This is a genomic window from Rhizobium sp. A22-96 (genome assembly GCF_053521805.1).
Genome location: NZ_JBNWDQ010000005.1, coordinates 148,084 through 166,686 on the forward strand (window position 1 = coordinate 148,084; position 18,603 = coordinate 166,686).

The 18,603-nt window shown below is 59.8% G+C and carries 22 protein-coding genes and 1 tRNA gene; 12 read left to right on the forward strand and 11 right to left on the reverse strand.

Translation table 11 applies throughout. From position 1 onward, the window contains the following. Positions 1-157 precede the first annotated feature (157 nt). From ACQZ6F_RS22190 to ACQZ6F_RS22200, 3 genes are all read left to right on the forward strand, one after another. Entirely contained in the window at positions 158-1,021 is an 864-nt protein-coding gene (locus ACQZ6F_RS22190; protein ID WP_077468414.1) for a MurR/RpiR family transcriptional regulator, read from the forward strand. Positions 1,022-1,096: 75 nt separating this feature from the next. Next, positions 1,097-1,873, forward strand: coding sequence for an SDR family oxidoreductase (locus ACQZ6F_RS22195; protein WP_449094134.1), 777 nt, complete (start codon positions 1,097-1,099; stop codon positions 1,871-1,873). 26 nt (positions 1,874-1,899) lie between these two features. Beyond that, positions 1,900-3,819, forward strand: a complete 1,920-nt coding sequence (locus tag ACQZ6F_RS22200; protein WP_449094135.1) for a beta-N-acetylhexosaminidase — start codon at positions 1,900-1,902, stop codon at positions 3,817-3,819. A 125-nt stretch (positions 3,820-3,944) separates the two neighbouring features. On the opposite strand, the gene ACQZ6F_RS22205 is transcribed toward ACQZ6F_RS22200, so the two are convergent. Continuing rightward, entirely contained in the window at positions 3,945-4,127 is a 183-nt protein-coding gene (locus ACQZ6F_RS22205; protein WP_077468416.1) for a hypothetical protein, read from the reverse strand. A 370-nt stretch (positions 4,128-4,497) separates the two neighbouring features. Between ACQZ6F_RS22205 and ACQZ6F_RS22210 the strand changes: the two genes are divergently transcribed. Continuing rightward, the gene (locus ACQZ6F_RS22210) at positions 4,498-4,764 is read left to right on the forward strand and encodes a DUF982 domain-containing protein (protein WP_169055376.1); all 267 of its coding nucleotides are present in this window, start codon (positions 4,498-4,500) and stop codon (positions 4,762-4,764) included. Between the two features lie 29 nt (positions 4,765-4,793). On the opposite strand, the gene ACQZ6F_RS22215 is transcribed toward ACQZ6F_RS22210, so the two are convergent. The 3 genes from ACQZ6F_RS22215 to ACQZ6F_RS22225 form a co-directional block, all read right to left on the reverse strand. Then, a complete protein-coding gene (locus tag ACQZ6F_RS22215) occupies positions 4,794-4,931 on the reverse strand; it encodes a hypothetical protein (protein WP_198929123.1) in 138 nt (45 codons plus the stop codon). Between the two features lie 308 nt (positions 4,932-5,239). Continuing rightward, positions 5,240-5,326 (reverse strand) — tRNA-Leu (locus ACQZ6F_RS22220). Positions 5,327-5,418: 92 nt separating this feature from the next. Beyond that, positions 5,419-6,840, reverse strand: coding sequence for a phosphomannomutase (locus ACQZ6F_RS22225; protein WP_449094407.1), 1,422 nt, complete (start codon positions 6,838-6,840; stop codon positions 5,419-5,421). A 189-nt stretch (positions 6,841-7,029) separates the two neighbouring features. Between ACQZ6F_RS22225 and ACQZ6F_RS22230 the strand changes: the two genes are divergently transcribed. Then, positions 7,030-7,461: a BA14K family protein gene (locus tag ACQZ6F_RS22230; protein WP_449094136.1), complete on the forward strand. Its 432-nt coding sequence runs from the start codon at positions 7,030-7,032 to the stop codon at positions 7,459-7,461. A gap of 16 nt (positions 7,462-7,477) precedes the next feature. Here ACQZ6F_RS22230 and ACQZ6F_RS22235 read toward each other — a convergent pair whose 3' ends face one another. Then, positions 7,478-7,771 (reverse strand): Rdx family protein, encoded by a 294-nt coding sequence (locus ACQZ6F_RS22235; protein ID WP_034514177.1) that lies wholly within the window; start codon positions 7,769-7,771, stop codon positions 7,478-7,480. 173 nt (positions 7,772-7,944) lie between these two features. On the opposite strand from ACQZ6F_RS22235, the gene ACQZ6F_RS22240 reads away from it, so the two are divergent. Beyond that, positions 7,945-8,679, forward strand: coding sequence for a type 1 glutamine amidotransferase (locus ACQZ6F_RS22240; protein WP_449094137.1), 735 nt, complete (start codon positions 7,945-7,947; stop codon positions 8,677-8,679). Between the two features lie 71 nt (positions 8,680-8,750). Continuing rightward, positions 8,751-9,209: a GFA family protein gene (locus tag ACQZ6F_RS22245; RefSeq protein WP_449094138.1), complete on the forward strand. Its 459-nt coding sequence runs from the start codon at positions 8,751-8,753 to the stop codon at positions 9,207-9,209. Between the two features lie 44 nt (positions 9,210-9,253). On the opposite strand, the gene ACQZ6F_RS22250 is transcribed toward ACQZ6F_RS22245, so the two are convergent. Further along, positions 9,254-9,478 carry a DUF2188 domain-containing protein gene (locus ACQZ6F_RS22250; RefSeq protein ID WP_449094139.1) on the reverse strand — a complete coding sequence of 75 codons (225 nt, stop codon included), beginning with the start codon at positions 9,476-9,478 and terminating at the stop codon, positions 9,254-9,256. A gap of 65 nt (positions 9,479-9,543) precedes the next feature. Continuing rightward, on the reverse strand, positions 9,544-9,741 hold the full coding sequence (locus ACQZ6F_RS22255; RefSeq protein WP_449094140.1) for a hypothetical protein: 198 nt from the start codon (positions 9,739-9,741) through the stop codon (positions 9,544-9,546). Positions 9,742-10,124: 383 nt separating this feature from the next. Between ACQZ6F_RS22255 and ACQZ6F_RS22260 the strand changes: the two genes are divergently transcribed. Further along, positions 10,125-10,913 carry a hypothetical protein gene (locus ACQZ6F_RS22260; protein ID WP_449094141.1) on the forward strand — a complete coding sequence of 263 codons (789 nt, stop codon included), beginning with the start codon at positions 10,125-10,127 and terminating at the stop codon, positions 10,911-10,913. Between the two features lie 14 nt (positions 10,914-10,927). On the opposite strand, the gene lepA is transcribed toward ACQZ6F_RS22260, so the two are convergent. After that, positions 10,928-12,760 (reverse strand): translation elongation factor 4, encoded by a 1,833-nt coding sequence (gene lepA, locus ACQZ6F_RS22265; protein ID WP_430762010.1) that lies wholly within the window; start codon positions 12,758-12,760, stop codon positions 10,928-10,930. 169 nt (positions 12,761-12,929) lie between these two features. Between lepA and ACQZ6F_RS22270 the strand changes: the two genes are divergently transcribed. Next, complete coding sequence (locus ACQZ6F_RS22270) at positions 12,930-13,499, forward strand: helix-turn-helix domain-containing protein (RefSeq protein ID WP_449094142.1); 570 nt, start codon at positions 12,930-12,932, stop codon at positions 13,497-13,499. 21 nt (positions 13,500-13,520) lie between these two features. Next, entirely contained in the window at positions 13,521-14,042 is a 522-nt protein-coding gene (locus tag ACQZ6F_RS22275) for an N-acetyltransferase family protein (protein ID WP_449094143.1), read from the forward strand. Positions 14,043-14,052: 10 nt separating this feature from the next. Here the strand turns inward: ACQZ6F_RS22275 and ACQZ6F_RS22280 are convergent, their stop codons facing one another. After that, a complete protein-coding gene (locus ACQZ6F_RS22280; RefSeq protein WP_449094408.1) occupies positions 14,053-14,658 on the reverse strand; it encodes an HAD-IA family hydrolase in 606 nt (201 codons plus the stop codon). Positions 14,659-14,804: 146 nt separating this feature from the next. Here ACQZ6F_RS22280 and ACQZ6F_RS22285 point away from each other — a divergent pair, with 146 nt between their 5' ends. Further along, positions 14,805-15,830, forward strand: a complete 1,026-nt coding sequence (locus ACQZ6F_RS22285; protein WP_449094144.1) for a histone deacetylase family protein — start codon at positions 14,805-14,807, stop codon at positions 15,828-15,830. A 97-nt stretch (positions 15,831-15,927) separates the two neighbouring features. Next, positions 15,928-16,842 carry an EamA family transporter gene (locus ACQZ6F_RS22290; RefSeq protein ID WP_449094145.1) on the forward strand — a complete coding sequence of 305 codons (915 nt, stop codon included), beginning with the start codon at positions 15,928-15,930 and terminating at the stop codon, positions 16,840-16,842. A 100-nt stretch (positions 16,843-16,942) separates the two neighbouring features. On the opposite strand, the gene ACQZ6F_RS22295 is transcribed toward ACQZ6F_RS22290, so the two are convergent. Together ACQZ6F_RS22295 and ACQZ6F_RS22300 are read right to left on the reverse strand one after the other, a co-directional pair. Continuing rightward, complete coding sequence (locus ACQZ6F_RS22295; protein ID WP_449094146.1) at positions 16,943-17,701, reverse strand: CDP-diacylglycerol diphosphatase; 759 nt, start codon at positions 17,699-17,701, stop codon at positions 16,943-16,945. 223 nt (positions 17,702-17,924) lie between these two features. Continuing rightward, positions 17,925-18,392, reverse strand: a complete 468-nt coding sequence (locus ACQZ6F_RS22300) for a group III truncated hemoglobin (RefSeq protein ID WP_449094147.1) — start codon at positions 18,390-18,392, stop codon at positions 17,925-17,927. Between the last annotated feature and the right edge of the window lie 211 nt (positions 18,393-18,603).

Consider the following 18,603-nt stretch of genomic DNA (forward strand, 5'->3'; position numbering starts at 1 on the left):
TCAGTATGGTTCCCGTCAGATGGGCGCGAACGGCGAGCCGCGCCCCCTCGCACACTCGTAGGTAGGCATCGATAACGAGCTGCGAGATTGAGATGGCTTGCGTCACTTACTAAGTGTCGGACGTTTAGAACCCAGCGACAGAATAAAGGGGGAGCTGATGGATATCTTCACGACCATGCAGGACGAGAGGGGACGGCTTTCTCAATCGGAAGTCCGCATCGCCGACATCGTCCTCAATGATTTCGAATTCGCCGTCAACGCTTCCATCATCGAGCTGGCCGGCAAGGCGGATGTCTCGCCGCCGACGGTCACGCGCTTCTGCCGCCGCCTCGGCTGCGAGAGCTTTTCTGATTTCAAGGTGCAGCTAGCGCGCACGGCCTATGTCGGCATGCGCTATCTGAAACCCGAGCCGAAGAGCATAGCGCCGGCCGATGTCGCCCAGGACATTATTACCAAGGCGCAGAACGCGCTGTTCCTGCTGCATCGCGGTCTGGACGTTGGAGCCATCGAACGGGCGGCTGATCGGCTGGCTGGCGCTGAGATGATCTACGCCTTCGGCTCCGGCGGCAATTCCTCGATGATCGCCAGCGAGATTCAGAATCGCCTGTTCCGGTTCGGCCTGCGCATCACCGCGAGTTCCGACCACAGCATGCAGCTGATGATGGCCGCGGCGGCTAAGCCCGCGGATGTATTGATCGGCTCCTCTTTTTCCGGCCGTAATGCCGAGCTTGTGCGCGCCTTCACGCTGGCGCGTGACGCAAAGGTGCCGACCATTGCTTTGACGCAGAGCGACAGTCCGGTTGCTCATGTCGCCGATATCACCGTGCCGATCGACCTGCCGGAAGGTGACAATATCTATAGGCCGACGTCGACCCGCATCGCATATCTTGCCGTGGTCGATATTCTCGCCAGTCTCGTCGCCTACCGTTTGCGGCCGCAGGCCACAGTGATCTTGCGCCGTATCAAACAGCAACTCGTCACCCATCGCGACGGCGACGACCGTCAGCTTCTCGGGGACTAGGGCAATTTCAGCAACAGTGCGCAGCGGTTTCCGCCCGGAATTGCGCAGGGAACAACGACAATCAGAGGAAAACACATGAGCAAATCGGTTGCCATCGTCACCGGGGCCGCAGGCGATATCGGCCGCGCCATCGCAAAGCGCCTTGCGGATGACCATGATGTCATCCTGCTCGTCGATATCGACGAGGCCGCCGCGCAAAAGGCGGCGCAGGATCTGGGGCCTGCCGAGCGCTTCGTCGCAATCAAGGCCGACATCACAAACGAAACCGATACCGCCGCAATGGCGAAGGCGGCGTCGAGCCTGGGAACGGTTCGGACGCTGGTCAACAATGCCGGCGCCGCCCGTGCGGTCAGCCTTCACGATACCACGCCGGAAATCTGGCGCGCCGACAATGCGCTTAATCTGGAGGCGGCTTTCCTGTGTTTCCGCGCGGTCGAGGATATGCTGAAGGCATCGAAGGGTTCGCTGATCAACATCGCCTCCGTCAATGGCTTGGCCGTTTTCGGCCATCCGGCCTATAGCGCCGCCAAGGCAGGGCTTCTGCATTTCACTCGGCTGGTAGCCGTCGAATACGGCAAGTTTGGCATCCGCGCCAATGCGGTCGCGCCGGGAACGGTGCGCACCCAGGCCTGGGAAGTGCGCGCCGCCGCAAACCCCAATGTCTTCGAGGAAGCAAAGCGCTGGTATGCGCTGCGCCGTGTCGTCGATCCCGTCGATGTCGCCAATGCGGTGTCCTTTCTGGCAAGCCCGCTGGCTGGCGCCATCACCGGCGTCTGCCTGCCGGTCGATTGCGGTCTCACGGCAGGCCAGGCCGAGCTCGCCCACACCTTCTCGCAATCCGAACATTACTAAAGCGCGTCGCCAAAGAGGGACCATAGATGCAGCCGGCTTCCTTTCATCTTGAAAACACCTGGTCTCCCGAGGGCGGAAAGCATGGTCGCCTGACCCTGACGCTTTTCAATTTCTCGGATACGCCTCTTACGAATTTTCGCCTTGCCTATACGACGCTGACGCGCGTCGTCGATCCAGAGGCCTGCGACAATGCCGTCTTCGTTCGCCGCAACGCCAATTTCCATGAGTTTGCTCCGCCGGCCGGTCTCTCCGTAGGTCCCGGTGAGAGCTGGACGTTCAGTGTCTCCGCCCTTCACCGCATTGCGCGGCACTGCACCGACGGCGCCAAATCCGCCTATGTGACGCTTTCGGATGGCAGTCACGTCACGGTTTTCACCTCCGACCTGTTGCTCGAAGGCCGGGTCAGCGAACCGCCGCCGGTGCTGCTGCCGGAGGGCAGGCTGGAGCTTCCCTTCGCCATCCAGCCATGGCCGGCTGCTGTCGATGTGAAGCCGGGCGACGGCTTTCCGGTCGCGCTCTATCCGGCCAAGGGCTCGGACGCTGCAAGCGTGAAGGCGGTCGCCACGGCGCAGGCGCTCTTCCGCCGGCTGTTTCCCTCCAGCCATGTCCCCTTCAGCCTCATTGTCGCGCCGCAGGGCAGGGCGCTGCGTTTCGTCGAGCGGCCGGCCCTTGCGGCTGAAGCCTATGAGCTTGCCTTCTCCGCGGACGAAATCGTGCTGGTCTTCTCGACCACTGCTGGCCGCCTCTATGGTCTGACGACGCTCGGCCAGCTTCTGGATGGCGCACGCCGCGAGCCTGGCAAGTTCCGCTTCCCGGTTTCGGGCGTGATCGCAGATCAGCCGCGCTACGGCTGGCGCGGCTGCCATCTTGACGTCTCCAGGCAATTTACGCCCAAAGCCGACGTGCTGCGCCTCCTCGACATTCTGGCCTTGCTGAAGCTCAATATCTTCCATTGGCACCTGACGGATGACGAGGCATGGCGGCTGGAGATCCGCGCCTATCCGCAGCTGACCACGACAGGCGTATTGCGTGGACCGGACGAGCTGTTGCTGCCGCAGCTCGGCAACACCGCCGAACCTGTGGGAGGCTTCTATTCGCAGGATGACGTTCGCGAGATCGTGGCCCATGCCGCGGCACTCGGCATCGAGGTCGTGCCGGAGATCGATATTCCCGGCCATAGTACCGCGACGCTCGTTGCGTTGCCTGAGCTGACGGACGGGCAGGAGGCGCCCGATAGCTATCATTCTGTTCAGGGCTATCCGAACAATGCGCTGAACCCGGCCATTGAGCAGACCTATGAATTTCTCGGCAAGGTCTTCGACGAAATGGTCGAGCTCTTTCCCTCGCAGTATCTCCATATCGGTGGTGACGAGGTTGCCAACGGTTCCTGGCTCGCTTCGCCGCTGGCGCGCAAGCTTATGGAGAAGGAAGGCCTATCGGGCACCTTCGCGCTGCAATCCTATTTCCTGAAGCGCATCAAGGCCATGCTCACCGAACGAGGCCGCAAGCTCGCCGGCTGGAACGAAGTCGCCCATGGCGGCGGCGTCAATCCCGACAGCACGCTGCTGATGGCCTGGGAAAAGCCAGAGGTCGGCATCGAGCTGGCGCGCGAAGGCTACGAGGTCGTCATGACGCCGGGCCAGGCCTATTATCTCGACATGGTGCAGGCGGATGCCTGGCAGGAGCCGGGCGCGAGCTGGGCCGGCACGGTGCCACCGGCCCATACCTATGCTTACGAGGCGGAGGGCGATTTCCCGGATGAGCTGAAACATCTGATGAAGGGCGTGCAGGCCTGTATCTGGCAGGAGAACTTCATCTCGCGGGACTATTTCAATCGTCTGGTCTTCCCGCGCCTGCCGGCCATTGCCGAAGCGGCCTGGACGCCGAAGGCCGAGAAGGATTGGCTGCGCTTTGCCGCCATTGTCCCGCTGGGCCCGAAGCTCTAGCTCACGCTGCAAGAGCACCGTGCCAGAGACTGCCGAAGGAAGCTTCGGCGGTCTTTTTCATGTTTGGAATGAAGTGCGCAAGCGAAAGTGGGCAAAGCCAAACCGCATCAGCTGCTGCGCGGAACCTATCCGGCGCGCGCCGTCGTCATATCGGTCGGGAATACTCCAACCCAGGCCAGGACGGCCATGGCTGTGATGACGAGCAGATACCACATGCTCAAATAGTCTCCGACCAATCTCCTGTTCAGCGCGGCAAAGAGCAGAGCGACGCTGAAGGCCAGCCAGAGGAGGTTGCAGATATGGTCCATTTTATCGTTCCCTTATTTTATGTGCCTCCTCCCTGCGTCAAAGGTTAATCAGATGACAGGCCAAGAGGTAGCGCTCTAGCGGGATGGAGGGTTGCGCAAAATGGGAGACGAAAAGCGGAGATTCAGGAAAATGCAGGCACATGGCTATCCCACGCCGGTGCGCCACATTCGGTCGATCTCGCGGAGATCCTAAGAAAATCTTAACGAGATACTATCCGTCCAGGAACCTCCACGGCTGGTCCACGTTATCCAATCAACTGAGGCGAGGAGCTGGGTACATGGACTACTACACGACGATGGCCGCATGCGCCGGCACCGGATCATTCCTGATCGCAGCACTGATGGCGCTATACGGTTAAGGAGGCCAGCTATGGAATATGGTGATTGGAGCAGCCCCGTCATAGTCGATCTCGACGGGATCGGCCACTACGCGATCATTACGAACGCGCTCGATGCAGCCAACTGCATGAGCGAGGAATGGCCGGTACGCGGCGGAGCGGTGGTGAATGACGCGGTGCTGGTATGCCTCGATGCGCTCCTGGGCAAGGTTTCTGCAGAGGAGTCGCGAGACGCTTTCCTTGAAGCTGCGAGAGAGGCCGGGCTTTACGTGAAGCCGGACTCCGAGCGCTTTCACTAGGCCCATCCTGCATCAAGCAGGCAAGATGCTCAGTTCGGATAGATCATCCAGAAAATCACACCAACGATGACGATGAACGCAAGGATGGAACCCACCATCCTGCCCAGTCCCTCGTTGACGTTGCCGTTGCCAACAATCAGGTCGTACCAGTCGCGCTTGTGGCTCATCAAACATCCCTCAGAGTTCACCCTCTATTAGGTCGCCGTTTTCTCCACAGTCAACGGTTTAAAAGCAGCCTGGAAATCTCAGCCATTACCTCAGCTGACAGTGAGCTTGCCACGCCGTCGGGCGCTGTTGTCTGGAAGATTTGGGGGCCCTCTCGGGTATCCGCTTGCGATATCGTCAAGTCAGGATTTTTGTCATTTCCGCCAATTCCAAGACAAGTCCCATCGTACACATCCGGTGAACCGAATGTGTTCCAAAGGAACTCGTTAGTCTTGAAATTATTGAGAAATCTGAGTTTTTCAAAATGGAATGGTGCCCAGAAGAGGACTCGAACCTCCACACCCTTTCGGGTACCAGCACCTGAAGCTGGCGCGTCTACCAATTCCGCCATCTGGGCGACGGTCAGGCATGTAAGGGGGTGGCCGTCCGGTGTCAACAGGGTTTTTGAAGTTTTCGTGTCAATCGTGAAAAAAGCCGTTGAAGCCCGGGTCAGATCCGGGCGTTGGCCCATGCACGGATCAGGCCAAGCCCCTGTTCCAGCAAGGCCTTTGCCTCGCTTTCGCTGCCTGCTTCCACATAGCAGCGCATTTCCGGCGCATTGCCGGAAGGACGGAAATGAATGATTCGGCCATCCGCAAGCGTAACCCGCAGCCCGTCTATGTCGCTCTTGGATGCCACGCCGGCGATGGGGGCAAGGAAATCCGCAAGATTGGCGTCAGAGGCACGCAAAGAGGCCATCAGTGCTGCGCTCGTCTCAACTGGAAAGTTCTCCAGGCGGTCGGCGGCGGCAAACGGCAGGCGATAGCTGCCGGCAACGGCCGACAGCGGCTTTTTCGCCTGCGCGGACGCATAGAGCGTCGCAAGGATCGGCAGGAAGCTGTCGCGGGTCGGCAGGGCATCGAAGGGCCTGCCCTCGACGGTGAAACGGCTGGCCGTAAGCGTGCCGCCATTGGCCTCGAAGCCCATGACGTTGGCCTTGCCGGCGGCAATCGCTTCATCCATGCCGGCGATCACATAGGGCGAGCCGACGCGGGTGCGGGTGACGGCGTAGGAGCCGGCTGCTTCGATGCCCGAATTGGAAGTCACCGGAGTCACCACCACGTCCGCGCCGAGGAAGTTTGCCGCGATGAGGCCGAGCAGATCGCCACGCAGCGGCTCGCCCGTCTCGTCTGCAACGAGCGGCCGGTCGCCATCGCCGTCAGCCGAGACGATGGCATCCAGCCCGTGCTCCGGTGCCCAGGCTTTCATGAGGCTGATGGTTTCTGTGGAGACCGCTTCGGTGTCGACCGGAATGAAGCTCTCGGAGCGGCCGAGCGGCACGACGCGGGCGCCGTAATGGGCGAGCACCTGGTCGAAGAGATCGCGCGCGACGGTGCTGTGCTGATAGACGCCGATGGTCAGTCCGACAAGGCTTCCTGCTGGCAGCAGGCCCTTGTTGCGCTCCAGAAACAGCGCCTCTGTCTGCGCTGTACGATTTTCCGCCGTCTCGGGCGTTTCGTCGAGAAGCGTGTCGATGATCGCGGTTGCCTCCGCGCTGATCGCCATTTCGTCCTGCTTGTCGATCTCGCCATCCGGCCGGTAGAATTTGATGCCGTTGCGGTCGGCTGGAATATGCGAGCCGGTGATCATCAGCGAGGCGGCTTTCAGCTGCAGCCCGTAAAGTGCGAGCGCCGGCGTCGGCAGCGTGCCGCAATCGATCGGTGTCAGGCCTGCCCGCTTCAGGGCGCCGATGCAGGTCGCAGAGATCGCCGGGCTCGATTCGCGAAAGTCCCGGCCGACGAGAATGAGATCGCCGCGCTTGGCATGGCCGCTCTTCAGCAGATGGTTGGCGAAGGCTGTGGCATAGAGGGCGGACGCCCGCCCGACGAGGTCAACGGACAGGCCGCGAAGGCCGCTGGTACCGAATTTCAAGCTGCTCACAGGCAATCTCCTTGGAACGATAGCGCTTTTATGGAGCAAGCAGCCCGAGGGATCAACTCATCGTGGGTCGAGGCTTTCCCGTTGCAGTCGCACTGGTTTTACCGCTGCCATCGCCCCAAATAGAGAGTGAAGCGTTGCGGCAGGCATATTCATTGGCGGCGTTTCGCATAGGAGTTTGTCATGGCTGTTTTGGACAGAATCGCGCTTGGCTGCGCTTTGGGCTTTGCTCTGCTGGCGCAGACGGGCCTGGCCGTCGCCGCATCGAACCCTCCGAGAATGGGCATTCCGCCGAGTACCACGAATTCCGTCATCTGCGATTCCCGTGGCTGCTTCGGTTTCGGACAGAGACAGTTCTATACTCGGCCTGGCCAGCCGCTTCCGATCACGCCGCCCTATACGGGAGGGGTGAAACGCTATGACGCCCCGCGCGTCCAGATGCCCCCGCGCGAAACCTACGCGCCGCCGCCGCGTGCCGTCTATCCGTCGCCGGCGCAGCGGCTCAGGCAGCATCAGACATGGTGTGCCGAACGCTACCGCACCTATAATCCCGGCACCAACAGCTATACGACGATCAACCGCGGCAACCAGGCTTGCCGTTCGCCTTTCGACTGATACACCGGGTAGGCGCTTAGCTCTCCAGTGACGCCCGGTCCGTATGGCCGAGGTCGCGCTCGGGATCGATGACATCGCGCACCCGCTGCTTCAGTTCCTTGGGGCCGGGGAAGCCGCCGTCACGCTTGCGCTCCCACAGAAGCTCGCCATCGATGCGGATTTCGAAGACGCCGCCGGTGCCGGGGATCAGCGCCACTTCGCCCAGGCTATCGGTAAAGGTCTGCAGCAGTTCCTGCGCCATCCACCCGGAGCGCAGCAGCCAGTTGCATTGCGTGCAATAGAGAATGGTGATCCGCGGCTTGTCGCTCATCGTCCTGATCCTTCGCTGTTTGCTGACATCTAGGCATAGCTTTGGGCGGCTGCAAGCCAAAGCCATTCCAGGAAAAGCGCGAAGTGGTTTGGAAAGCTTGACCGCTCTGGCTCTTGCCTGACTGGCTCCCCCGTGTTCATCTCAGCCGGAGACATGGTTCAGGAATCATCGGCATGCGCGTCGCAATCATCGAGAACATGAAGAACACCCCGCTTGGCGCTCTGGGCATCGCGCTGGAGGAGGCGGGAGCAAGGATCGAATGGTTCCGTGCGTGGGACGGCGAGGCCCTTCCCAAGGACACATCAGCCTATGATGCGCTTGTCGTGCTTGGCGGCGAACAGAATGCCCGCGCCGATGAAACCCACCCCTACCTGCCGGAATTAGCGGGCTTGATGCGTCGTTTCGAGGGTGAGGACAAGTCCGTGCTCGGCATCTGCCTCGGCAGCCAGATCCTTGCGCGAGCCTACGAGGCGGACAATCTGATCGGAACCGCCCATGAATTCGGCTGGAAGACGGTCGGCCTTACCGAGGAGGGCAGGGTGGACCCGCTGCTGACCGGCGTCGGCGACGAATTCACCATCTTCGAATGGCATGGCGACACGTTCACGCTACCGGCCGGCGCTGTGCGCCTGGCCACCAACGGCGTCACGCCGAACCAGGCTTTCCGCATCGGCCGCGCCACCTACGGTACGCAGTTCCATTTCGAGGCCAACGCCGCCGTGGTCGAGCGCTGGCGCGGCGAATTCAAGGAAACCATCGAGCGCAAGGCGCCGGGCTGGCTGGAGGCCTATCCGGAGCTTGTCGCCAAGCACGCGGCAGCGGCGGAGACTGCGGGGCTCGCCATAGCGCGTGCCTGGGTTCAGACGATCGGCGCGCGCCAGGCACTTCCTCAGGCTGCGGAAGCTTGAGCAGCTGATTTGGCGGAAAGCGGGCGCGGGCATCGGCGCCAATATCATCGAAGACGGGAGGAGAAAAAATCATGACGACGCTGGAATTACCCTGCGAAGGCGGCTGCCGTTGCGGGCAGGTACGGCTGAAGATCAGCGCCAAGCCCCTGCTGACCATGGCCTGCCATTGCACCGGCTGTCAGAACATGACGGGCAGCGCCTATTCGCTGAGCGCCGCGATCCCCTCTGATAGTTTCGAGGTAACGCAGGGCGAGCCTGTGATCGGCGGCCTGCATGGCGACACCATCCATCACTATTTCTGCCCGCATTGCATGAGCTGGATGTTCACAAAGCTCGACGGCGTCGACTGGTTCGTCAATATGCGCGCTACCATGCTTGACGATGCCAGATGGTTCACGCCCTTCATCGAGACCTGGACAAGCGAAAAGCTGCCCTGGGTGACGACGCCAGCCAAACACAGCTATGCCGCGCTGCCGCCGATGGAAGAATATGAGGGTTTGATCGGGGAGTATATGGAGCAGGCTCCTTGACGCGAGGCGACCGGCTTCAAAGCCGGTCGCAAATTGTTACAAAACTAGCCCTTTGGCGGGAAGGGGTCGTTTCCATAGGAGTCACGGGCACGAATTCGTCCGTTTTCCCCATGGATAAGCAACTCACTTTGCTGATTACGCGCGATATCGCGAGCGGCGGCAATCGCTTCTTGTTGGGTTGCTGTAACTTTCGTTGCCCTCTCAGCACCAGCGCCTTTCACGGCCCAGCCATTTTGATGCGGAACAACATGCTGATTTCGCTTTGTCATGATGCGCAATTCCTTATGAGAGTGAGAGAATGACCAGTGCCCGTGGGAGCACTGGTCTCCAGCCGTTAGGCGGCCTGCTTCTTCAAAGCGATTTCCCGACTGCCGATATGCTTCCGTTCTTTCAGAACTTCGCTCACGCGGCCGGGATTCACGTCGAAACTTGCGGCAATCCTATTCTGGAATTCGCCATTCCAGCTACGAAGCCAAATTTCGACAGCGTCGTCAAAGGTGAGCGCATAGCTCGGCTTTTCATTATCATTCATGAGAATAGTCTCCGATTAAAAGTGCCCTCTTGAAACGGAGACTCAGAAATGCGACTCTGAATAGGCAAACGGTTCAGATATCGGCATTCCGAGTTACTCCGCCCAGCGGATTCGGGCATGTCCACTGGACACCATGGGTCACATTGCAAGTTGGTGTAGGAACTGACTTGTTTTGTGGCCCTTTTTGTTACTGCCAACCGCGACGGTGCTCGATGGTACGGTTGGCTATGGCTCTGCTGCTCATCTAAATTCTCCTTTGACTTTAGTATTCGATGGTCATGCGATTCTGTCAAGGTCCTATCGACCCTATCGACCAATCACTAACAAGATGTTGCTTGCTTGATGTCGTTATGCTATCAACGTGACAGCAGATGGAGATTGGAATGTCTGAAGAGTTCGAAAATGAAATCGACCAACGACGCGAGCGCAGCCCGTCGTTTCCATATCTTGAACTGTCCGTAGCTTTGGATCTCGCTCGACGACTTTTGGTTGCTGCGAAGCAGTCAGAAGTAAGACTTTCAGAAATATCATCCGCGTGGGGTACTACCCCAACAAGCGGCTCGTTATTGCGATATGTCGCTGCCCTTCAAGCATATGGTCTTATTGATAGTTCTGGTTCCGGGCCTACCAGAAAGATAAGGTTATCCGACGCCGCTCGTCGTATATTATCCGATGCTAGGCCTGGCATCAAAGAGCGGCTTTCAGCCGAAGCTGCACTCAAGCCACGTTTGATGTCAGAGATTTTTGCACAGTGGGCAAGCGATCGCCCTGATGACGATATTGCGAAAAGTCAATTGCAATTTGACTACCGATTTACTTCTGATGCCGCTCGCCGATTTCTTGTCGTGTACGATTCGAATTTGGAATATGTGCGTAATGCCGATTTGCTCGAACCTTCACGCAACGAAGCTTCGGAAAGCGTGGAGAAAGAATCTAACGACGCAAACCTGATTAAGACAGTGGCCGAAACTAGCGATGTCGCGAATCCTAGCCCAACGATGATATCCAACCGCAATGACGCTGTGCGCCGAGATGTTTTCACCTTGGAAGAAGGGGAGGTTGTACTTATAATGCCATCCTTGATTAGCCACTCAAGTTTTGAGGATTTCTCAGATTGGCTAGATCTAATGAAGCGAAAGATTCAGCGCAATTTGAAGAAAATCGAAGATTGATATGAGGCAGAGCCTCACTCATCCCCCATCTTCAGCGCAGCGATAAACGCTTCCTGCGGGATTTCGACCTTGCCGAACTGCCGCATACGCTTCTTGCCTTCCTTCTGCTTATCGAGCAGCTTGCGCTTGCGGGTGGCGTCGCCGCCGTAGCACTTGGCGGTCACGTCCTTGCGCAGCGCCTTCACCGTTTCGCGGGCGATGATGCGTCCGCCGATGGCAGCCTGGATCGGGATCTGGAACATGTGCTGCGGGATCAGGTCCTTCAGCTTTTCGCACATGACGCGGCCGCGCTTTTCAGCGGCGGAGCGGTGCACGAGCATCGAGAGCGCATCCACCGGCTCGGCATTGACGAGGATCGACATCTTGACGAGGTCGCTCTCGCGATAGTCGGTCAGGCTGTAGTCGAAGGAGGCATAGCCCTTGGAGATCGACTTCAGGCGGTCATAGAAGTCGAAGACGACTTCGTTGAGCGGCAGGTCGTAAGTGATCATGGCGCGGTTGCCGACATAGGTCAGCTCGGTCTGGATGCCGCGACGGTCCTGGCAGAGCTTCAGAATCGAGCCGAGATAATCATCCGGCGTCAGGATCGTCGCTTTGATCCATGGTTCGCGGAATTCGGAAATCTTGACGACGTCAGGCATGTCGGCCGGATTGTGCAGTTCGATCTCGGTGCCATCGGTCATGGTCAGCTGGTAGACGACCGAAGGGGCCGTCGCGATCAGATCGAGATTGAATTCGCGTTCCAGGCGCTCCTGGATGATTTCCAGATGCAGGAGGCCGAGAAAGCCACAGCGGAAGCCGAAGCCGAGAGCGGCAGACGATTCCATTTCGAAGGAGAAGCTGGCGTCGTTGAGGCGCAGCTTGCCCATGGCCGAACGCAGGTCTTCGAATTCGGCCGCATCGACCGGGAAGAGGCCGCAGAACACCACAGGCTGGGCCGGCTTGAAGCCGGGCAGGGCTGAGGCGGTCGGGCGCTTGTCTTCGGTAATGGTATCGCCGACGCGCGTGTCGGCCACTTCCTTGATCGAGGCGGTGATGAAGCCGATCTCGCCAGGGCCGAGGCTTTCGACGGTCAGCATCTTCGGCGTGAGTACGCCGACCCGCTCGACCTGGTATTTCACGTCGGTGCCCATCATGCGGATGGTCTGACCCTTGGTCATGACGCCGTCGATGATGCGCACGAGAACCATGACGCCGAGATAGGTATCGTACCAGCTGTCGACCAGCAGCGCCTTCAAGGGCGCCTTTTCGCCGCCCGGGCTCTTCGGCGCAGGCAGCTTGTGGACGATGGCTTCGAGAACATCAGGGATGCCAAGACCGGTCTTGGCGGAGATCAGCACGGCCTCTGAGGCATCGATGCCGATGACTTCCTCGATCTGGGCCTTGATGCGGTCCGGTTCGGCCGCCGGCAGGTCGATCTTGTTGAGGACGGTGACGAGCTCGTGATTGTTGTCGATCGCCTGATAGACGTTGGCGAGCGTCTGCGCTTCCACGCCCTGGGAGGCGTCGACAACAAGCAGCGATCCCTCGCAGGCCGACAGCGAGCGCGAGACTTCATAGGCGAAGTCGACGTGGCCGGGCGTGTCGATCAGGTTGAGGATATAGGTCTCGCCATTGTTGGCCTTGTAGTGCAGGCGCACCGTCTGGGCCTTGATGGTGATGCCGCGCTCGCGCTCGATCTCCATATTGTCGAGCACCTGCTCCGACATCTCGCGTTCGGCAAGACCGCCCGTCGTCTGGATCAGACGATCGGCCAGTGTCGATTTGCCGTGGTCGATGTGGGCCACGATCGAGAAGTTGCGGATATGCGAAAGCGGAGTGGTGGAATTAGTGCTCATGCGCGCCATATAGCAGCGCCGCCCCGCGCCGCAAAGCGGAAAAGCGGGGTTTTGGTGGCTATCTTCACCTTATGTTAGCCCTTTCTGGCCCGATACCGCTGGGTATCACAACAGGCTTGATTCCATCATCCGGTCATGTATTTCTTAGATAGTGGAATCATATGCGAGAGATACGGCGATGTCGGACGATGATCTGGAACTGACGATTGGGGCGCGCATCAAGCAGCTACGCATCGATCGCGGCCTGACGCTGGATGAGTTGGCGAATGCCTCCGCCGTCAGCCGTGCGATGATCTCGCGCATCGAGCGCGCCGAGGCGAGCCCGACTGCATCCCTGCTGTCGCGCCTCTGCGCCGCGCTCGGCCTGTCGCTCTCCGCCTTCTTTGCCGAGGAAGACAAGGACGTATCGCCCTTGGCCCGGCGCGATCAGCAGGCGATCTGGCGCGATCCGGAGACCGGCTATGTCAGACGCGCCGTCTCGCCACCGGGAACCGGCTCGAAGGTCGATGTCGTCGAGGTCGTCTTCCCAGCCGGCGCGCGCGTCATCTTCCCGCCGAACACTGCAAGTCTCGGCATGACCCAGCACGTCTGGCTGTTCGAGGGCGAGATGGAGGTGACACACCGCGATGTCACGCATCGCCTGATTTCAGGCGATTGCCTTTTCATGGGCGTTGGCGACGGCCATGCCTTCCACAATCCCGGCGAGGGATCGGCGCGCTATTGCGTCATCCTCGATCGCGGCCGCTGATAATCATCAAGGACCTTTTCCATGCCTGACATTCGCCTTTTATCCGCCGCTGACGCCCGTGCCGTCCTTGCCGATCTCTGCGAAGTGCTTGCCGATTGCGTCAATGGCGGCGCCTCGGTCGGCTTCATGCAGCCCTATGGATTGGCTGACGCCTTGCCCTATTGGCAGGCTGTCGCCGATAGCGTCAAGAGCGGCGCGACCTTGCTGCTCGTTGCCGAGATTGAAGGCAAGGTCTTGGGCACCGTGCAGGTCGGCGCGGCGCAGATGCCGAACCAGCCGCATCGCGGCGATCTGAAGAAACTGCTGGTGCATCGCTCCGCCCGCGGCAAGGGTCTCGCCCGTCTCTTGATGGAGGCGGCGGAGCGAGAAGCTGCCCGCATCGGCAAGAGCTTGCTGGTGCTCGATACGGCGACGGGCAGCGATGCCGAGGCGATCTATCCGCGCCTCGGCTGGCAGCGCGTCGGCGTCATCCCGGATTATGCGATGTGGCCGGAGGGAGGCCTCTGCGACACGACCTTGTTTTATAAGCGCATCGTTGCGTGAGAGGGTAGGCTCAAACGGAAAAGGCGGCGATGGCGTCTCTAAGCTTGGTGCCTGATGTCCACTGCATCGCCTTCCAGCCGAATTGCTGCGCCGCTTCGATGTTGGCCACGACATCGTCGATGAAGCCGATCTCATTGGCGGCGACGCCCACGCGCTCGGTCGCCAACTGGAAGAATTCTGCTGCTGGCTTCTGATGACCAAGAGCGGCGGAATAGAAAATGCCGTCGAAGCGCGCGGAAAGCCCTAGCTGATCCATCAGATAAGCGGCGCGCAGATGCTCCTGGTTGGTGGCGAGGAACATTCGCGTTCCGTTTGCCTTCAGCGCGGCTAGCTCGTCCAGCAATGTTTGGTCGAGGCGGGAATCGTTTTCGAACCAGTAGTCGATCAGCGTTCTAGCGCTGAGATGGGGAGCGATTGTGCCGAGAACTTCCGTTAGCTTCGGCTCCAGTGCCTCGCGGCCGGTGACGATATCCCGCCAGCAAGTTTTGAAGAAAGCTTCCCGCAGTATGTCCAGCCGCAGTCCGAGATCGCGCTCGAGATAGGTGAAGAGCGGCAGGCCATCGCTCGGCCGGCCATGGACCAACACGCCGTCGACATCGACCATCAGGATTTTCATGCCGGCTGCCTCCGCTTCGTTAAACACGACGGGAAGGTGCTGTTGTTCGCGGTTGCATTCAAGGCCGCGTCTCACCCTTTTTTCTTGGTGACGATGCATGTAAGCCTTTGCGTCAACATAAGTTAGAGGCGATGGAGGAGGAGACGATGCGGGTCATTTACTCGGAGGATCATAAGCTCAGGGATGCCAAGACCGAGCTGCATGACGGCCAGCTCGTCACGCCCTTCGAAGCGCCGTTTCGCGCCGAATGGATCCTTGCCGCCGTCAAGGAGGCCGGCTTTGGTGATGTGGTCGCGCCCGATGCCCATGGGCTGGAGACGGCGCGCAAGGTGCATGATCCGGCCTATCTCGATTTTCTCGGTGTGGTCTGGGATCGCTGGATTGCGGCCGGCCATACGGGCGAGGCAATCTCCAATTCATTTCCTGTCAGGCGCACCAGCCAGCGCATCCCGGAAAACATCGTTGGCCTGATCGGCCATTATGCCAATGCCGCCGACACCTCGATCACCAAAGGATCCTATGAGGCGGCAATCGCCTCGATGCGCTGCGCTTTGACGGGTGCCGATTGGCTCCATGCGGGTAATCGCTTCGCCTTCGCGCTCTGCCGCCCGCCCGGCCATCACGCCGGCATCGATCTCTTCGGCGGCTATTGCTTCATCAACAATGCCGGCGTCGCGGCGCAACGTCTGCGCGACCAGGGTGCTGCCAAGGTGGCGGTGCTCGACGTCGATTTCCATCACGGCAACGGCACGCAGGATATATTCTATAAGCGCGGCGACGTCTTCACCGCCTCGCTCCACGGCGACCCGATCCACGCCTTTCCTTACTTTCTCGGATACGCCGACGAGGAGGGCGAGGGCGACGGGCTCGGTGCGAACCGCAATTATCCGATGCCGCGCGGCACGCCCTGGGAGGTCTGGTCGGCGGCGCTGGACGACGCGCTTTCCCGCATCAGGGCTTTCGGCGCGGAGGCGATCGTGCTCTCGCTCGGCGTCGATACCTTCGAACGCGATCCGATTTCCTTCTTCAGGCTGGCGTCGGAGGATTTCATCCGCATGGGTGAGCGCATCGCCACCGCCGGCTTGCCGGTTCTCGTCTGCATGGAGGGCGGCTATGGCGTGCCGGAGATCGGCTTGAATGTCGCCAATGTGCTGAAGGGCCTCGAAGCCTGACGAATTCTCGCATCAAGACATCTGATCGCAGGATGAAAAGTTTGAATTTGCCAGTGCCGGGCATGGCTTCTAAAAACCACGCCTTATGGGAGAGGTCATGAATCAGAAGATCATCGAAGGTGGCACAGATGGCGGCGCGGCGCTGATGCCGCATCCGGACGTGGCGCCGTCTTCCGGCGGCATTGCCGCCGGCGTGTTCATGTGCGTCCTGTCCATGTCGTCAATCCAGTTCGGCTCGGCATTGTCGTCTCCGATTATCAACGCCTATGGGCCGGCCGGAGCCACATGGCTGCGGCTCGTCTTTGCCTCGGCTGCGCTGGCGATCATCGTTCGGCCGAAGATCCTGAGCTACAGCCGCTCGCAATGGCTCGGCGTGCTGGCGCTCGGCACCGTATCGGCGCTGATGACGACGTCCTTCTTTTCGGCGATTGCCCGCATTCCCCTGGGGCTTGCCGTCGCCATCGAATTTCTAGGGCCTCTGCTGGTCGCAACCCTCGGCTTTGGGCTGAGCCGCCAGCTTCTTTGGCCGATCTTTGCTGCCATCGGTGTCCTGCTCTTGGCCTACGACGGCGAGGAATGGGTGGGCAATCTGCCGGGTATCCTCTTTGCCATCGGTGCCGGCGCGGGATGGGCCTGCTATATCCTGCTGACGAAGAGGGTCGGCAATGCCTTTCAGGGTCTTGAAGGGCTTTCCATGTCGTTGCTGGTTGCAGCCGTCGTCTCGACGCCCTTCGGCTTTGTCTCCGCCGCCCCGCATCTGACGGGTTTCGGTCTTCTCGAAATAGCCGGCCTGGCGCTCCTCGTTCCCCTTCTTCCCTACGTGCTCGAAATGGTGGCACTGCGGCGCATGCCGACCTCGTCCTTCGGCATTCTCATGAGTCTCGAACCTGCCATCGGCGCCTTTGCCGGCTTTATCATCCTGTCACAGCCGATGACGCCGTCGCAGATGTTCGGCACCGCACTTGTGGTGGCTGCGAGTATCGGGGCAACCATTTTCGCGACAAAAGGCTGATTGGCGGCGGGTTGGTCTGCCGTCGCGTCAGTGGGTTTTGCGTTTATGGGGCGTGCGCGCATCCCCCTCCACGAATTCACGCCCAACTGATCACCCGCCCTTAGCGCGCCGCATTTTCCAATGCACACTTGGGGTCAATCATATCCTCCGCGGAGCCGCGGGCTTTGTTTGCGCCCATTATTCTCGCCAGAATATAGAAGCCGTGCTGCCCGTCTGGCATTGTGGTGCCGAAGACGCCAACAACAACGTTTTCCATGTTCGAGCGGGCTCCCTCGACACCATCCGCGACAAGCTTCAGCGGGTTCAAGTTCGAGAGGTCATCGGCCGCCTGGAATGTTGCCCACCAACCGGCCTTGGTCCTCAACTTTGTGAACCGACCGTTTCTGATATCCGCCGCATGGGTCTTCAAGAGGGTACGAAAGCGCGGCGTCTCGCATCCCATGTGGATGTGAAGCCGATCTTGCGTGCGCCAATTGGCGGCGTTTATCGCCAGTGCGAAATTCCGTGAGGAATCCTTCCAGGCGTCCAATCCCAGTCCGTCGGATCGTTCTTTCCATGCGTCGTCGAAATAGTTCGGTGCGTCCGCCGCCAGAAGACGAGGATCTTCGATGCCGGGCACATCTGCGAGCGGGGCAAGAATGGTTCGCTCCTTGTCGGTCGGCTCGCGAAGAACGACGTAGGAAGACAATCGGTCCTTTGCCCAGACTATTTTAAGGCACGGATACGGCGATCCCGTGAGGGTAGAGTTCACCTCGCAGGCCTTGACGACCAGCCCCAGTGCTGAGCGGCTGGCAAAGGAGCTCATGATGACGACGGCGATACCGAGGGAAATGGAGAGAACGATAAGCCGATGCTTCATGCGCGATTTCGATTTCCTGCTGAAGAGCCAACCATTCCCGGAGACCTGCCTCTGATGACATCTTACCTATCGGCACACTGATATTTCCAGAAATCCTGTCTGGCAAAACAGAAAATGTTGAAGCTGCAACGCCGTCAATGGACCGCTTATAGCGCAAAGTTGCCCTAACGATGTCGCCTTGACCAGCGGCATCATCGAGCCGTGTGTTTGCTCATGCCGCGCTCTAAACGGTCTTCCTCGTCGGATCATCCAACGCCGGATTATAGAAGAGCGAGAGCGTCAGGCTCCTGGCGATACGTTCGGCGGTTGCCATGAACCAGTCCTTCGCCTGCTGCGAGGGCGCGATATCGTCCAGCGTCTGCGAAAACAACGCCAGCCACTCGGGAAAGAGATCTGCCGCAATACCCTCGACGCCGAGATGTGCCTGCACGGGTTTGCCGCCATAGGCGCCATTCTTGAAAGCGACCGACGACCAAAAGCGTTTCATCTTTTCCATATGGTCGGGCCAGCGCCCGGCAAGGCGCCCATCGAATACCGGGCCTAAACGCGGATGCGCCTGGATACGCCCATAAAACGTGTCGACCAGCCTGTCGATGAAAGCAGCATCGATCCCCATGCGCGCCATCTCGGCCTCGGCCTTTTCACGGATGCCCGCGAGATGGGCGGCCCGGCCCTGGATGTCGTTTTCCATATCAAGCTCCCGCCGGTAGTATCCGGCGTATTGTCGTGACCGGCCTTCTTACCGGCCTATCTATGCAATTTCACGGCATATCCAAGACGTCATGCGGGCGTTGCGGCAATCTGTCAAAGTCGCATCGCGAATTTTCGCATCCCTTGGTCCCCGTCACGCACGTTCTGAGGCTCGATTTTCAATCGAGATATCGTCTCGGTGCTTGACCAGG

Coding starts and splice junctions, on each gene's coding strand:
- ACQZ6F_RS22190 (WP_077468414.1), top strand. CDS start 158: ATGGATATCTTCACGACCATGCAGGACGAGAGGGGACGGCTTTCTCAA.
- ACQZ6F_RS22195 (WP_449094134.1), top strand. CDS start 1,097: ATGAGCAAATCGGTTGCCATCGTCACCGGGGCCGCAGGCGATATCGGC.
- ACQZ6F_RS22200 (WP_449094135.1), top strand. CDS start 1,900: ATGCAGCCGGCTTCCTTTCATCTTGAAAACACCTGGTCTCCCGAGGGC.
- ACQZ6F_RS22205 (WP_077468416.1), bottom strand. CDS start 4,127: ATGGACCATATCTGCAACCTCCTCTGGCTGGCCTTCAGCGTCGCTCTG.
- ACQZ6F_RS22210 (WP_169055376.1), top strand. CDS start 4,498: ATGGAATATGGTGATTGGAGCAGCCCCGTCATAGTCGATCTCGACGGG.
- ACQZ6F_RS22215 (WP_198929123.1), bottom strand. CDS start 4,931: ATGAGCCACAAGCGCGACTGGTACGACCTGATTGTTGGCAACGGCAAC.
- ACQZ6F_RS22230 (WP_449094136.1), top strand. CDS start 7,030: ATGGCTGTTTTGGACAGAATCGCGCTTGGCTGCGCTTTGGGCTTTGCT.
- ACQZ6F_RS22235 (WP_034514177.1), bottom strand. CDS start 7,771: ATGAGCGACAAGCCGCGGATCACCATTCTCTATTGCACGCAATGCAAC.
- ACQZ6F_RS22240 (WP_449094137.1), top strand. CDS start 7,945: ATGCGCGTCGCAATCATCGAGAACATGAAGAACACCCCGCTTGGCGCT.
- ACQZ6F_RS22245 (WP_449094138.1), top strand. CDS start 8,751: ATGACGACGCTGGAATTACCCTGCGAAGGCGGCTGCCGTTGCGGGCAG.
- ACQZ6F_RS22250 (WP_449094139.1), bottom strand. CDS start 9,478: ATGACAAAGCGAAATCAGCATGTTGTTCCGCATCAAAATGGCTGGGCC.
- ACQZ6F_RS22255 (WP_449094140.1), bottom strand. CDS start 9,741: ATGAATGATAATGAAAAGCCGAGCTATGCGCTCACCTTTGACGACGCT.
- ACQZ6F_RS22260 (WP_449094141.1), top strand. CDS start 10,125: ATGTCTGAAGAGTTCGAAAATGAAATCGACCAACGACGCGAGCGCAGC.
- lepA (WP_430762010.1), bottom strand. CDS start 12,760: ATGGCGCGCATGAGCACTAATTCCACCACTCCGCTTTCGCATATCCGC.
- ACQZ6F_RS22270 (WP_449094142.1), top strand. CDS start 12,930: ATGTCGGACGATGATCTGGAACTGACGATTGGGGCGCGCATCAAGCAG.
- ACQZ6F_RS22275 (WP_449094143.1), top strand. CDS start 13,521: ATGCCTGACATTCGCCTTTTATCCGCCGCTGACGCCCGTGCCGTCCTT.
- ACQZ6F_RS22280 (WP_449094408.1), bottom strand. CDS start 14,658: ATGAAAATCCTGATGGTCGATGTCGACGGCGTGTTGGTCCATGGCCGG.
- ACQZ6F_RS22285 (WP_449094144.1), top strand. CDS start 14,805: ATGCGGGTCATTTACTCGGAGGATCATAAGCTCAGGGATGCCAAGACC.
- ACQZ6F_RS22290 (WP_449094145.1), top strand. CDS start 15,928: ATGAATCAGAAGATCATCGAAGGTGGCACAGATGGCGGCGCGGCGCTG.
- ACQZ6F_RS22295 (WP_449094146.1), bottom strand. CDS start 17,701: ATGAAGCATCGGCTTATCGTTCTCTCCATTTCCCTCGGTATCGCCGTC.
- ACQZ6F_RS22300 (WP_449094147.1), bottom strand. CDS start 18,392: ATGGAAAACGACATCCAGGGCCGGGCCGCCCATCTCGCGGGCATCCGT.